At 38.1% G+C, this 14,124-nt stretch carries 17 protein-coding genes; 11 read left to right on the top strand and 6 right to left on the bottom strand.

Features of this window, described 5'->3' with window-relative positions; genetic code table 11:
* Positions 1-4: 4 nt before the first annotated feature.
* Positions 5-1,006, bottom strand: a complete 1,002-nt coding sequence (locus ACFX4G_RS14985) for a M23 family metallopeptidase (protein ID WP_097824858.1) — start codon at positions 1,004-1,006, stop codon at positions 5-7.
* A 316-nt stretch (positions 1,007-1,322) separates the two neighbouring features.
* Here ACFX4G_RS14985 and lipA point away from each other — a divergent pair, with 316 nt between their 5' ends.
* On the top strand, positions 1,323-2,222 hold the full coding sequence (lipA, locus tag ACFX4G_RS14980; RefSeq protein WP_013059637.1) for a lipoyl synthase: 900 nt from the start codon (positions 1,323-1,325) through the stop codon (positions 2,220-2,222).
* A gap of 38 nt (positions 2,223-2,260) precedes the next feature.
* Here the strand turns inward: lipA and ACFX4G_RS14975 are convergent, their stop codons facing one another.
* Positions 2,261-2,902, bottom strand: coding sequence for a YhcN/YlaJ family sporulation lipoprotein (locus ACFX4G_RS14975; protein WP_097824857.1), 642 nt, complete (start codon positions 2,900-2,902; stop codon positions 2,261-2,263).
* 196 nt (positions 2,903-3,098) lie between these two features.
* On the opposite strand from ACFX4G_RS14975, the gene ACFX4G_RS14970 reads away from it, so the two are divergent.
* Positions 3,099-3,374, top strand: coding sequence for a YutD family protein (locus tag ACFX4G_RS14970; RefSeq protein WP_013059635.1), 276 nt, complete (start codon positions 3,099-3,101; stop codon positions 3,372-3,374).
* Positions 3,375-3,422: 48 nt separating this feature from the next.
* Here the strand turns inward: ACFX4G_RS14970 and ACFX4G_RS14965 are convergent, their stop codons facing one another.
* Positions 3,423-3,689 (bottom strand): DUF3055 domain-containing protein, encoded by a 267-nt coding sequence (locus ACFX4G_RS14965; RefSeq protein WP_013059634.1) that lies wholly within the window; start codon positions 3,687-3,689, stop codon positions 3,423-3,425.
* A 162-nt stretch (positions 3,690-3,851) separates the two neighbouring features.
* Between ACFX4G_RS14965 and ACFX4G_RS14960 the strand changes: the two genes are divergently transcribed.
* Both ACFX4G_RS14960 and ACFX4G_RS14955 read left to right on the top strand, forming a co-directional pair.
* Positions 3,852-4,289, top strand: coding sequence for a DUF86 domain-containing protein (locus ACFX4G_RS14960; RefSeq protein ID WP_043977243.1), 438 nt, complete (start codon positions 3,852-3,854; stop codon positions 4,287-4,289).
* A 74-nt stretch (positions 4,290-4,363) separates the two neighbouring features.
* Positions 4,364-5,134, top strand: coding sequence for a TIGR01457 family HAD-type hydrolase (locus ACFX4G_RS14955; RefSeq protein WP_097824856.1), 771 nt, complete (start codon positions 4,364-4,366; stop codon positions 5,132-5,134).
* 36 nt (positions 5,135-5,170) lie between these two features.
* Here the strand turns inward: ACFX4G_RS14955 and ACFX4G_RS14950 are convergent, their stop codons facing one another.
* The gene (locus tag ACFX4G_RS14950; protein ID WP_013059631.1) at positions 5,171-5,671 is read right to left on the bottom strand and encodes a phosphatidylglycerophosphatase A family protein; all 501 of its coding nucleotides are present in this window, start codon (positions 5,669-5,671) and stop codon (positions 5,171-5,173) included.
* A 176-nt stretch (positions 5,672-5,847) separates the two neighbouring features.
* On the opposite strand from ACFX4G_RS14950, the gene yutH reads away from it, so the two are divergent.
* From yutH to thrB, 5 genes are all read left to right on the top strand, one after another.
* A complete protein-coding gene (yutH, locus tag ACFX4G_RS14945) occupies positions 5,848-6,849 on the top strand; it encodes a spore coat putative kinase YutH (RefSeq protein ID WP_013059630.1) in 1,002 nt (333 codons plus the stop codon).
* A 117-nt stretch (positions 6,850-6,966) separates the two neighbouring features.
* Entirely contained in the window at positions 6,967-7,956 is a 990-nt protein-coding gene (locus ACFX4G_RS14940; protein ID WP_377575499.1) for a 2-hydroxyacid dehydrogenase, read from the top strand.
* Positions 7,957-8,197: 241 nt separating this feature from the next.
* The gene (locus ACFX4G_RS14935; RefSeq protein ID WP_013059628.1) at positions 8,198-9,499 is read left to right on the top strand and encodes a homoserine dehydrogenase; all 1,302 of its coding nucleotides are present in this window, start codon (positions 8,198-8,200) and stop codon (positions 9,497-9,499) included.
* Positions 9,499-10,560: a threonine synthase gene (thrC, locus tag ACFX4G_RS14930; protein ID WP_377575725.1), complete on the top strand. Its 1,062-nt coding sequence runs from the start codon at positions 9,499-9,501 to the stop codon at positions 10,558-10,560. Before ACFX4G_RS14935 ends, thrC begins: the two co-directional genes overlap by 1 nt.
* On the top strand, positions 10,554-11,468 hold the full coding sequence (gene thrB, locus ACFX4G_RS14925; protein WP_377575496.1) for a homoserine kinase: 915 nt from the start codon (positions 10,554-10,556) through the stop codon (positions 11,466-11,468). The genes thrC and thrB overlap by 7 nt, the downstream gene beginning before the upstream one ends.
* A gap of 89 nt (positions 11,469-11,557) precedes the next feature.
* On the opposite strand, the gene ACFX4G_RS14920 is transcribed toward thrB, so the two are convergent.
* On the bottom strand, positions 11,558-11,788 hold the full coding sequence (locus ACFX4G_RS14920; RefSeq protein WP_013059625.1) for a NifU family protein: 231 nt from the start codon (positions 11,786-11,788) through the stop codon (positions 11,558-11,560).
* Positions 11,789-11,981: 193 nt separating this feature from the next.
* On the opposite strand from ACFX4G_RS14920, the gene ACFX4G_RS14915 reads away from it, so the two are divergent.
* Positions 11,982-12,308: a YuzD family protein gene (locus tag ACFX4G_RS14915; RefSeq protein ID WP_097824853.1), complete on the top strand. Its 327-nt coding sequence runs from the start codon at positions 11,982-11,984 to the stop codon at positions 12,306-12,308.
* Between the two features lie 43 nt (positions 12,309-12,351).
* Here the strand turns inward: ACFX4G_RS14915 and ACFX4G_RS14910 are convergent, their stop codons facing one another.
* Positions 12,352-13,416: an NAD(P)/FAD-dependent oxidoreductase gene (locus tag ACFX4G_RS14910; RefSeq protein WP_097824959.1), complete on the bottom strand. Its 1,065-nt coding sequence runs from the start codon at positions 13,414-13,416 to the stop codon at positions 12,352-12,354.
* Between the two features lie 383 nt (positions 13,417-13,799).
* Here ACFX4G_RS14910 and ACFX4G_RS14905 point away from each other — a divergent pair, with 383 nt between their 5' ends.
* A complete protein-coding gene (locus ACFX4G_RS14905) occupies positions 13,800-14,039 on the top strand; it encodes a YuzB family protein (protein WP_025752683.1) in 240 nt (79 codons plus the stop codon).
* Positions 14,040-14,124 lie beyond the last annotated feature (85 nt).

The raw sequence follows: 14,124 nt of genomic DNA, 5'->3' as shown, positions 1-14,124 counted from the left end.
TTTTTTATTTTTTCTTTAGTTCTAAACGATCATTTCTTTCCCACGTTCTTAACTGAGGATATGGGTCAAACGACCACTCATTTTTGCCGTTATCTTTATACATTCCATAATGCAAGTGAGGAGGGAATTTCCCAGAAGTTCCAGGAGGTCCATAACCGGAACTTCCTACTCCGCCAATGAGTGTTCCTGGTTCTACAATTTGCCCTACTTTTAAATTTTTTGCAAACCCGCTTAAATGGGCTAAATAATGATAGTTATTATGAAGGTCACGAATACCGATTCGCCAGCCTCCATATTTATTCCATCCTTTAAGCTCAATAATGCCATAGCAAGGGGATTTTACTGGAACTCCGTAATCTGCAAAAATGTCTGTTCCTTCATGGATTCGTTTTCCACCCCAGCCGCGCGCATCTCCCCATGTACTGCGATAACTGTAGTTCGCACGGAGAGGCACAGGAAATGAAGAACCTTTTAAATCAATGCGACCGTAATGGCGAAAAATTTTAGCATTCCCTAAAATAATATCAACCGCTTTAGCCCGGTGATAATAGTTCCAAAGCGCAATTTTAATATAGTCTTCGGATACCCCGAACGTCCGAATATAATCTGCCATGGTAAAAAGCATATCTTCATCATTAAATTGGTCTGCTTTTTTGTCTCCATTCCCATCTTTACCTATTCCCCCGAGGAGAGAAATAGTGAGTGGGTTTGTATCTTCCAAATTTGGATTTAGAGAACCTGACCATTTTTCTGGAGGATAATAAATGGCGATCGCACCTTTTTCTCTTGGAATATCTTTATGAGAGCGTCGAATATTTCGTTCATACTGATCAATCCCAGCAAAGTAATACCAAGGAATTGTAGTAGCGGCTTCCATTTGTTTATATAGCTCTAATCTCTTTTGAATAAGCATTTTTTCTTGATCTGCTGAAGATTCAGCTGTTACGTGGTGCCATCCTGTGAATATAGACATGAACATAAAAAGTAAGATAATCGTTTTGCGCATCGTGTTTCCCCCTTTCTAAAAATAGTGTGTAACACTAGTTTGCAGCGAGAAAAAAGATTTCATAAATATTAATTAATGGAAATCGCTCCAAAACTTTTTTAAAGAATTTTATTCAGAAGATAAATGGAAATTATACGGAGGATGAAAACGCACACATTCGGATGGAAAATAGAAGAAAACTCAGGAAAATAAAGAGCAGACAACTTGTCGAATCTCACTTTTTTATGATAAAGTGACATATAGTTATGTTTTTAATATGTAGTTAAAATTAAGCATATAGGTTATAGACATTTTCTAGATTGGTGGAGTTGATAATATGGCAACAAAAGAAGAGCATGTCCGCAAACCCGAGTGGCTGAAGATTAAGCTAAACACAAACGAAAATTACACAGGCTTAAAGAAAATGATGCGTGAAAAAAACCTTCATACAGTTTGTGAAGAAGCAAGATGTCCGAATATTCATGAGTGTTGGGCTGTTCGTCGTACGGCAACTTTTATGATTTTGGGAGAAGTATGTACACGTGCCTGTCGTTTTTGCGCGGTTAAGACAGGTTTACCAACAGAATTAGATTTAGAAGAGCCAGAACGCGTAGCGGATTCTGTTCAGCTAATGAACTTAAAACATGCGGTTATTACAGTAGTAGCTCGCGATGATTTAAAAGACGGAGGAGCAAGCGTATTAGCTGAAACAATTCGTGCGATTCGTCGTAAAAATCCATTCACAACAATTGAAGTATTGCCTTCTGATATGGGCGGTGTAGAAGAGAACTTACGTATTGTAATGGACGCACGTCCTGATATTTTAAACCATAATATTGAAACAGTACGCAGCCTTACGCCTCGTGTTCGTGCTCGTGCTAAATATGAGCGTTCTCTTGAGTTCCTTCGCCGTGCAAAAGAAATGCAGCCGGATATCCCTACAAAATCAAGTATCATGCTTGGTCTAGGAGAAACAAAAGAAGAAATTATTGAAACGATGGATGATTTGCGTGCGAACAATGTAGATATTATGACGCTAGGCCAATATCTACAGCCAACTAAAAAGCACATAAAAGTTCAAAAATATTACCATCCAAATGAGTTTGAAGAGCTAAAAGAAATTGCATTATCAAAAGGATTCAGCCATGTCGAAGCAGGTCCTCTTGTACGTTCTTCTTACCATGCAGATGAGCAAGTTAACGCTGCTGCAAAAAACAAAGCACAAGAAAGTAAATAAGGTAAAAAAGGTGATGATATGCTCATCACCTTTTTTGTTTATTCCACCATATCTTTGTCCGTCATCGGTTCATTCAATTCGTTTTTTTCTCTTCCATTTGCATCTTCTCCGCCGTTCATGTTACGCCCTTGGGGAGATTTCAGCATTTGTTGAATAACGGCATCGATTCGTTTTCTAGCATCATTCGTTTGCGTATTCATTTCACTGATATTTTCGATTTGGTCCATCTGTTTCGGATTATCTGAGACGTACACATGATAATACCGAGGAACTACAGACATAGCTGTACGTTTTACCTGATCGGCTGCGTTATTCCGATTTTTAGCATCTGTTTTATAAGCAACAAGTACATCTTTATCGGTTACTAGCGTAGCGGCTTGCTTAATATTTGGTATAGCGGTGCTCAGTTTACTAATATTGTCGGCTGCTTCTTCTCGATTAAATGTTCCTACTTGGTTCATATTGGAATTTTGCTCATTTGTGTTTTTAGTGTATCGGACATATCCATAATTTGTGCCGCTATTATTATTTGGATTATAATAATGATTAGGCTCGTTTACATTAATGGCATCTGGGTTGTTTGGTGATAAATTTTCATTTTCAGCTGTGTTTTTATTTTGACAGCCAATGGTTAAAATACTTGTTATCAAAGCGATTCCAAGAATAGATTTCTTCACCATTTCCACCTCCTGTAGTTAAATATCGTACGCCAGGTAAACCGGCGAACCTTCATGTGGAGCATAAAAGATCAGTAGGTATACCGATAAAACTCCTACAGGATTAGAGTGCTGCTTATACGTGAAAAATTTCATGTTAATTGATGGTTTCATCATCATAATTATGGTATGGTAAATTTTAAGAGAAGAGGTGTGAGCAATGGTCTGTATCAATAATATTTGTTATGAAGTATTAAAAGATGAGCGTGAGGCATTTAATGAAGAGGCATTTAGAGGTCGCTTTATTGATGTGCTGAGCCGCTATGACTATATTGTGGGAGATTGGGGATACAATCAGCTTCGACTGCGAGGCTTTTTTGATGACCGAAATCAAAAGGCAACGTATGATACGAAGATTAGTACGCTTCAAGACTATTTACATGAATATTGTAATTTTGGCTGTGCGTATTTTGTCTTAAAAAAAGTCCATAAGTAAAAAAAGGCAAGCCGAAGACACTAATTGTCCTTCACGCTGCCTTTTTTTTTAGATGATTTCATATAAAAATTCGCGAAGTTCCTGACCGTCTTCACTGTTTAATTTAAATACTTCTTCAAGATAGTTTGGTTCTTCAAGGTCATCTTGTCCAATGATGGCAAAGCGTCCTCCTTGAATATCAAGAACAACTTGTTTGCCATAATAACGGTCGGTTTGGATAATAGCTAAATCAAATCGTTGATTTTCGCCCATAAAGCTGACAAACCGGGTCTTTGTAGATACAACATCGTCATATAGATAAAAGCGTTCGCTCATAGGTATACTCCTTTCATAGGTTGTATGTGTATCATATCAAATAAGGTCAAAAACAAAAATGAATTTATCAAATGGATAATGGGTCATGATAAAATAGAACAGGAACCCCGTTTGTTTATGAAAAAAGATTTATAGAGAGCTGACAACTAGGGAGGAAATAATATGTACTTTGTAGATCGTGAAAAAATAGAAGCCACGCTTGTTTTTTTTGATGAACATGTTCGCTTGTTTGCTGAGCATTCGAGCTGGAACACAGAAATAGAGAAAAAAGCATTAGAGAGAATTGTACACCTTTTAATTGAAAACGTTTTAGATGTAGGAAATGCAATGATTGATGGGTTTATTATGAGAGATCCAGGCAGTTACGACGATATCATTGACATTTTAGTTGACGAGAAAGTGGTTAAAAAAGAGGAAGAAACGCCATTAAAAGAGATCGTTCAATTGCGTAAAAGCGTTGTTCAAGAATATGTGGATGTTAATCATCAGGATATTTATCAAAAAGTGATGCAGCATAAAGACGTACTGGCAGCATTTTCAGAGCGCGTAAGGACATATCTAGAGACAGAGTTAGGACCTGTGTCTGCTTTTCGTAACTAAAGGCAAGCAAGTTGTAGTTGTATAAAAAATAAGCTATGATTTCAAGTATGAGACTTGAAAGGAGATCACATAACATGAAGGAATATAAAGGATATTTGATTGATTTAGACGGAACAATGTACAAAGGAACAGAGCTAATTGCCGAGGCGCGTGATTTTGTTATTAAATTAAAGGAAAAAGGAATTCCTTATTTATTTGTAACAAACAACTCCACAAAAACGCCTGATAAAGTAGCTGAAAAGCTAGAGGCATTTGGCATTCCTGCAACAGAAGAGCAAGTTTTTACAACGAGCCAGGCAACAGCTAATTATTTACACGAACGCAAAGCAAACGCTTCAGCTTATGTAATTGGTGGAGAAGGAATCCGACATGCGTTGCTTGAAAAAGGATTTACCATTGAAGAGGAAGATACGGATTTTGTAGTTGTTGGTTTAGATCAAGAAATTACATATGAAAAATTAGCAAAAGCATGTTTAAACGTTCGAAACGGCGCCTTTTTTGTTTCAACGAACGGAGATATTGCGATTCCTACTGAAAGAGGCTTACTGCCTGGTAATGGATCTATCACGTCTGTTATTACGGTTTCTACTCAAAAAAATCCAGTATTTATTGGCAAACCAGAAAGTATTATTATGGAGCAAGCCCTTGAAGTCATCGGTACGCCAAAAGAAGAAACAATCATGATTGGTGATTACTATGATACAGATATTTTAGCAGGGATGAATGCAGGCTTAGATACATTATTAGTCCATACAGGTGTAACAACAAGAGAGTTACTAGAAGGATATGAGAAAAAGCCAACATATACGGTAGATTCACTAAAAGAGTGGATGGAGCGAATTTAAAAAGCTGTCAATTGACAGCTTTTTTTGTTTTTTAACCTATTCTTGACTGGCAGCCCGATGCGCTAACCGGCTAGAAGCAGCGGCGGCAATTGCGCCTACTAAATCATCTAAGAAAGTGTGGCACTCTCCAGTCGATTTATCGTTTAATCGTTCTAGAATACCCGGCTTTTGTTTATCAATATACCCGTAATTGGTAAAGCCGATTGATCCGTACACATTTACAATCGATAATGCTAAAATCTCGTCGATACCGTATAAACCTTCGTCTTTCTCAAGAATATCCAACAGAGGCGGCTCAATCACTTTTTTTTCTGTGAGGACGTCTAGTTGAATACCCGTTAAAATAGCATTTTGAACTTCTCGTTTAGAAATGACGCGCTCAACGTTATATAAACAGTCTTCGATTGTTAAGTTTGGGTGATACTTTTTTTGCAAGTAATAGACCAGTTCAGCAATGTCTGTAAGAGCCACGCCGCGTTCTATTAACCATTCTCTTGCTTTTTTTTCTAACTCACTTTGTGTATGTTTTTTCTCCAAGTATCATCACCTGTTTTCTATATATTTTTAAGTCTAAAGTTGTTTCATACTACTAACCCGGAGTAAATAACTATAAATGGTGTATTTCTAATCTATTCATTCCTCCGTAAATATTATGACAAGTAATGTTGTTTTCCATCATATAATTTCTTGAATGAATGAAGAGAGGGATTAAAATGATACAAACCATTTATGAGCATTACGGATTACGTCCAAATGAATTTATGCCCGTAGGTAAATTTGAAGGTTTTCAGTATCGAGATATTTTATATACAATCATTAATGTAAAACAAATGGAACAAGACGAGTTAAATGAACTATATCAAATGAGTCAATTTCTGATGGGCCAAGGTGATCGCCATGTGGCAACATTTATGCCTAATTTGAATGGTGAAATGATTACAGAAACTGAAACTGAAAAATTTATCATTTGCCGCTGTCTTGCGGAAGAGAAAAACCCCAACTTTTCACCTGGGCACGAGCTAGCTGTTTTTCATCAAAAAGGGAGACTGTTTCCTTATGAAGTGGAAAAAGCAAACCGGCTAGGGCAATGGAAGTCCATGTGGGAGAAGCGTCTCGACCAGATGGAGCAATTTTGGTATGGAAGATTACGTGCTTTGCCTAATCAAGAGATGGAAAAACGTTTTTTAGAAACTTTTCCTTATTACCTAGGATTAACGGAAAATGCTATTCAATACCTAGTAGACACGGAAATTGACGATTTGCCTCGTTCAGTTGACGCTGCGACGATTTGTCATCATCGGTTCGGGCAAAAAACATGGGGGGAAGACTACGTTTACAAGCTCCCAGCAGATTGGGTCTTCGATCATCCGAGCAGAGATATAGCTGAATATATAAGGGAACAATATTTATTAACATACGCTGTCGATGAAAGGCACATGCATCAGTTTTTAAGTGAATATGAAAAGGTAAATCCGCTTTCTTCTTTTTCATGGAGACTGTTATATGCTAGACTTCTTTTTCCCGTTCATTATTTTGAGGTCATTGAAGGGTATTACAGTGTACAAGATGAGAGGCAAAAACAAAAGTATTATGAGAAGCTGGAAGGAGTATTAGCTCATTCTTCTCACTACGAAGCTTTTCTGAAGCGCTTTTACCAGTCGGTGGGTATTTCAACGTCTCGTTATCACATTCCTGAATTAACATGGATTCATTAAAAAGCGATTACTATAGAATATGATAAAATAGAAAAATAGGTGTTGGATAATCCAAACCTGTTTTTCTATTTTGTTTTTGTGCATGCAGTTTAAAAAGGATAAAGAGGTGGCGTACATATGGACAAGCCGTTTGTATTTATTACGAGAAAAATACCGAATGAATTAATCGAACCTTTAAAGGCAGTAGCGAATGTGGAAATGTGGGATAAAGAAGATGAGGCAGTCCCTCATGAGCTGCTTTGTGAAAAAGCTAAGCGCGCACATGCTCTATTAACAATGCTTTCAGATCGTATTGACAGTGAATTGCTTACGCAAGCTCCTCATTTAAAGCTTGTAGCTAACTTGGCGGTCGGATTCGATAATATTGATGTAGAAACGGCAACTGAACGAGGAATTATCGTTTCTAATACCCCCGATGTTTTATCTGATACAACAGCAGATTTAACGTTTGGTTTATTAATGAGTGTAGCTAGACGTTTAGTAGAAGCTGCTGGATATGTGAAAGAAAATCAGTGGAAAAGCTGGAGTCCATTTTTGTTAGCGGGTAGAGATATTCATCATAAAACATTAGGTATTGTTGGAATGGGGAAAATTGGAGAGACGCTTGCGAAACGTGCTACAGGTTTTGATATGGAAATCTTGTACCACAATCGAAGCCGCAACCTTCAAGCAGAAAAAAAGCTCAATGCAGTTTACTGTGAGTTAAATGAGCTGCTTGAACGATCTGATTTTGTTGTTTGTTTGACACCGTTAACGGACGAAACCAAACATTTATTTAATGTTTCAGCATTTGAACAAATGAAAACAACTGCGATTTTTATTAATGCTTCAAGAGGAGCAGTGGTTGATGAGCAAGCATTGTTACATGCGGTTCAATCCGGTGAAATTGCTGGAGCTGGCTTGGATGTATTCGATCAAGAGCCTATTTCTGCTTCTCACCCTCTTCTTCAGTTGCCTAATGTTGTAGCTCTTCCTCATATCGGCAGTGCGAGTATCGAAACGCGCACGGAAATGATTTCTTTATGTGTTAAAAACATTAAAGCAGTACTTACAAACGAGTCTCCTATTACAATTGTAAATAAAGAAGCGTTTGCGAAAAAATCATAACAGAAAAAGGCAATTTCATTTCCGTGAAATTGTCTTTTTTTTGTTAAAAAACAGTGGGAGCCATGTTATGATAATAAAATGAAATATTTTAAAAATTTACATTTATCTTTATATACCAATTTTTTTAACGAGTTTACGAGAAAAGATGGCAATTAAACCTTGTAAAAAAGAAAAATAAGGTCTATAATGTCCTCTATAAGAGAACAAATGTATACGTAGAAAGAACACAGAGGTGAGGAATATGACAAAAAGTATTTCAGTAGGATTATTAGGGTTAGGAACGGTAGGAAGCGGAGTAGTCAAAATTATTGAAAATCATCAGGATAAATTAAGTCATCAAGTCGGGTGTCCTGTAGAAGTTAAAAAAGTAGTAGTTAAAGATATTGATAAGAAACGTGACGTGGAAATCAGCGAAGATAAATTAACAACGAATGTTGAAGACGTTTTACATAACGCGGAGATTGACGTTGTCATTGAAGTAATGGGTGGCGTTGAAGAAACAAGAGACTATATCTTAACAGCCCTTCGTAATAAAAAGCATGTTGTAACGGCAAACAAAGATTTGATGGCAGTTTACGGCTCAGAATTGTTAACAGTAGCTTCTGAAAATAACTGTGATTTATTTTATGAAGCAAGTGTAGCAGGCGGTATTCCAATTCTTCGTGGATTAGCAGATGGATTAGCATCTGATCGTATTACCAAAATGATGGGAATTGTAAATGGTACAACAAACTTCATTTTAACGAAAATGACAAAAGAAGGAAGCGCTTATGATGAAGTGTTAAAAGAAGCGCAGGATTTAGGATATGCTGAAGCGGATCCAACTTCTGACGTAGGTGGTTTAGATGCTGCTCGCAAAATGGCAATCTTGGCTACACTAGGATTTTCAATGAAAATTGACTTGGACGATGTTCGTGTTCAAGGTATTACAGAAGTAACGGAAGAAGACTTGCAATATAGTAAACAATTAGGCTATACGATGAAACTGATTGGATATGCACATCGTGACGGCGACAATGTAGAAGTGAGTGTTCAGCCAACTCTTTTAGCAGACACACATCCTCTTGCTTCAGTAAGCGATGAGTACAATGCTGTATATGTATACGGAGAAGCTGTTGGAGAAACGATGTTTTATGGACCGGGGGCAGGAAGCCTGCCAACTGCCACTGCTGTCGTATCAGATTTGGTAGGTGTTATGAAAAACATGCGTTTAGGTGTGAATGGTAAAAGTGCGGTAACGCCTCAGTATCCAAAACAGTTAAAAGCAGAAGATGAAATGTTCTCGAAGCATTTCTTACGTATTCATGTTAAAGATCAAGTTGGAGCATTTGCAAAATTAACAACGCTATTTTCAGAGCGTGGCGTGAGCTTCGAAAAAATTATTCAACTTCCTGTGAAAGGAAGCGAATTAGCTGAGATTGTTGTTGTTACACACAAAACATCTCAAAAAGATTATGAGGAAATCCTTCAGCAGCTTCGGGATTTACCAATTGTAGAAAATGTAAAAAGCAGTTACCGCGTAGAGGGAGTTGGCACAGTATGATGTGGAAAGGTCTATTAGCTGAATATAAAGAGTTTTTACCTGTAACAGAGAAAACGCCTATGCTTACACTACATGAAGGAAATACACCTTTAATTCATCTTGCTCATTTATCAAAAGAGCTAGGCATTGATTTACATGTGAAAGTAGAAGGGTTAAATCCAACGGGGTCATTTAAAGACCGCGGAATGGTAATGGCTGTAGCAAAAGCCAAAGAAGAAGGAAGCAGTACGGTTATTTGTGCATCTACAGGTAACACATCCGCAGCTGCAGCAGCTTATGCATCACGCGCTGGCATGCGCTGTATCGTTGTTATTCCAAATGGAAAAATTGCGATGGGGAAATTAGCTCAAGCTGTTATGTATGGTGCAGAAATTGTAGCAATTGAAGGAAACTTTGACCAAGCACTTTCTATGGTTCGTAAGCTGAGTGAAACATCACCGGTTGCACTTGTAAACTCTGTAAACCCATACCGTATTGAAGGGCAAAAAACAGCTTCTTTCGAGATTTGTGAACAGCTTGGAAAAGCGCCTGACGTTTTAGCTATCCCAGTGGGGAATGCAGGAAATATTACAGCTTACTGGAAAGGCTTCAAAGAATACAGTGAGCGTCACCAAACGTCTCTTCCTCACATGCACGGGTTTGAAGCAGAAGGTGCAGCGGCGATCGTGCGTAATCAAGTTATCGAAAATCCAGAAACAATTGCAACGGCTATTCGAATCGGAAATCCAGCAAGCTGGGATTATGCTGTAAACGCAGCAAAAGAATCAAACGGGAAAATTGATGAAGTAACAGATGAACAAATCTTAGAAGCATATCGTACAATTGCACGCAAAGAAGGTGTATTTGCAGAGCCAGGTTCTTGCGCTTCAATAGCTGGGGTGTTTAAAGATGTAGCTTCTGGTAAAATTGCAAAAGGTTCAACGGTTGTAGCTGTACTAACAGGTAACGGATTAAAAGATCCAAACGTAGCAATCGATGCTCATAACGTAAAGCCAGTGGTTTTACCAAATGATGAAGAAAAGGTATTTGAGTATATCCAAGGTGTCGTTGCTTCATGCTAGAAAATGAGCGTTTTGTCATTACGGTCCCAGCTAGCTCTGCTAATTTAGGGCCAGGATTTGATTCCATTGGAGTGGCTTTATCTCGCTACTTAAGATTAACAGTAGAGTGTCATGAGGAATGGATTTTTATCCCTGAAACGAAAGAAGTGCAAAGTATTCCTACAGGTACAGATAACTTAATGTATGAAGTGGCACAAGACGTGGCTCGTCAATTTAACATTGACCTTCCAAGTGCGAAGGTCTCTGTTTGGAGCAACATTCCATTAGCAAGGGGACTTGGAAGCAGCGCATCGGCTATCGTAGCTGGAATCGAGCTGGCTAATGTACTGTGTGACTTGCGTTTATCAAAAAGAGAAAAGCTTCGCATCAGCAGCTTAATGGAAGGACATCCTGATAACGTCAGCCCGTCTATTTACGGCGGCATCGTTGTTGGTTACCATCATGAAAATGAAACATATATTGCTCAAATACCTGAATTTGATGTCGATATCGTGATGGCCATTCCAGAATATGAATTAAAAACAACCGATGCTCGTGATGTGCTGCCTTTGGATATTAATTATCGCCACGCAGTAGAAGCTGGGGCAATCGGGAACATGCTAGTAGCAGCCCTTTTAAATAAAGATTTATCTCTGGTAGGCGAATTTATGGAGAAAGATTTATATCACGAACCTTATCGTATGAGACTCGTGCCAGAGCTTTCTCTTGTGCGAAAAGAAGCAAAAGCTCTCGGCGCATACGGTGTGTCACTAAGTGGAGCCGGTCCGAGTGTATTATGTTTAGCACCAAAAGGAAAAGGCAAAGCGATTGCCGAACATATGTATGCTTTACTGCCGAACTGCGAAATAGATGTTTTACAAATTGACCGCAAAGGTGTATTTGTAGAAGCTGAAGTCACAACGAGTTAATAAAAAAATCCTCATTCATTTGAATGAGGATTTTTCATTCGCAAGCCCCAATAAAATGGGAGGTTGCTTTTATAATAAAATCAAAGAGATTAGAATACTTGTTCTACTTCAACTACACCAGGTACTTCTTCTAAAAGGGCACGTTCGATACCAGCTTTTAGCGTGATTGTTGAACTTGGGCAGCTTCCGCAAGCGCCTAAAAGACGTAACTTTACAATACCATCCTCTACGTCTACTAGCTCACAGTCTCCACCGTCGCGAAGTAAAAACGGACGAAGTTTTTCTAATACTTCTTGAACTTGCTCGTGCATTTCTGACATAACTATCGACTCCTTTCTTCTACTCTTATTATAAACGGTCTTTCATGAAAAATCTATTGGAGTATACATCGTAATGTTACCTTAAAAGAAAAAGATGTGCAATGAATCAGTTTTGTGTAAAATAGTATTCATAATGAAGTAAAAGTGTGAATAATCGTACAGTTTGAATGTAAAGATTTAAGGGGGATGTGCTATGCAATCAACTGAGGTAGAAGTGTGTATTTATGGAGCTGAAATTGTTTGTGCAAGCTGCGTTAACCTGCCGTCTTCAAAAGACACCTATGATTGGCTAGAGGCAGCTATTTCTCGTAAATATCCGAATCAGCCGTTTGCTATCACGTATGTAGATATAAACGAGCCGCATACGGATCCGGAAAAAACAGCTTTTGCCAAGCGTGTGATTGAAGAAGATTTATTCTATCCTGTAGTGGTCATTAACGGAGAAATTGTTGGGGAAGGCAACCCGAAATTAAAGCGCGTATTTGAGGAAATGGAGAAGTATGGTTTCTGCGCATCATAATGAAAAAAGCCGTTAGATTGTCAGTCATCTAACGGCTTTTATTTTATCCACTATGGTGTTTATACATCCAAAGAATACCTGATTTTAATAATCGAGCTACGCGTCCTGTAATTGGACGTTCGGCAACTAAGCCAAATCCATGCTTTTTGCCTAATGAACCAAGTATGCCTTTTAATTTAATAGTTGGCAATTCATCCGGAAGCGCTTCGCCTTTCCAGCGGTGAAGAAGTACTTGCACGATTTGTTCAGCTTGACCTTCTGCCAGCTGAGCGCTTGGTGCATGCGGTAGGCTTGCACAATCACCTAAAATGTAGACATTTTCGTCGTCAGGCAAGTTATGGTATTTCGTTAAGACGACGCGTCCTTGAGGGTCTTTTTCTACGTCTAAATCGCGTACCACTTTATTTGGCTGGATACCTGCTGTCCACACGATTGCATCGCTTTGAATGGGCTCATCATGATTATAAAGAATGTTCGGTTCTACTTTTGTAATATTAGCACTATTTACGATTTCAACACCGTTTGAAGTAAACCAAGTTTGAACGTAATTACTTAAACGTTCTGGGAAAGCAGACAAAATTAATTTACCGCGGTCAAATAAGATGATTTTTAAATCCGGGCGGCTTTCTCTTAGCTCGCTTGCTAGTTCTACTCCGCTTAATCCAGCTCCTACAATTGAAACAGTAGCGTGGGCTGGCAAGTTGTTTAATGTCTGATAAGTTGCTCGTGAAGCATCAATGGATTGAATGCTGTATGTATGCTCAAGAGCTCCGGGAACTCCATGATATTTATCTTCGCATCCGAGTCCTACAATCAGGTCATCATAAGCGATCATTTGATCATCCACATAGACACATTTCTCTTTTAGGTCTATGCGTTTTACACAGCCGTAGTGAATCTTTAAGCGAGGGTGTTCAGGAAAAGCAACACGAACATGCTGATCAGAAATTGTTCCAGCTGCAAGTGCATAGAATTCAGTTTTTAGTGAGTGATAAGGTGCTTTGTCAATAAGTGTTACTTCTACATCGTTAGGCAATTGATTCGGAAAAAGGCGCTGCAAAACGCGCATACCACCGTATCCGCCGCCCAGTATGACAAGGTTCTTCATGTGAATTTCCCCTTTAGCTTCATGCATTTTTGTTTTCTCTCTATTATTCTTGCTTTTAAGAATAGGAGAGTACAAATTACCGTTAATAAGGATGGTTGCCAAAAAGATATGAAAGGCTATATAAGATAACATATTTTACTTAAATAATAATTTAATATAACCTCGTTTGGTTTTCTATACATAAAAGTATAACTAAATTAATAAAAAACCACAATATGTTTCAACATAATTTCAAGCTATCCCTATAATAAAGCTTTATTTATACGTTTTTTTGAAAAAAGTCTGTGAAGCTAAAAAGCGTGCGCAAAATGAACGTGAATTTCCCAAGTTGACGTTGAAAATGAAAGAAGATAGGATAAACTAATAGTAGAGAGGTGAAAAACGTGATACAGCCAATTATTGAATTTTGCGTTAGTAATTTAGCCAGTGGTTCTCAAGCAGCTTTAGCAAAGCTTGAAAAAGATCCAAATCTAGATATCATTGAATACGGATGTTTAGGTTATTGCGGGAAATGTTCACAATCTTTATTTGCCTTGGTAAATGGAGAGATTGTTACAGCGGAAACACCTGAACAGTTAGTGGATAATATTTACATTCATTTAGAAGAAAATCCAATGTTTTAAACTATCCCCGCTGTCGTATCTCTTTTTATCAGGAGAGGGACATGAGGCTAATAGAATAGATGATGTAAGCATGGCTAGTCTTGCC

The sequence above is a fragment of the Priestia sp. YIM B13486 genome, assembly GCF_042787865.1.
GTDB lineage: Bacteria > Bacillota > Bacilli > Bacillales > Bacillaceae_H > Priestia > Priestia megaterium.
This window is presented reverse-complemented; position numbering and strand designations above follow the sequence as displayed.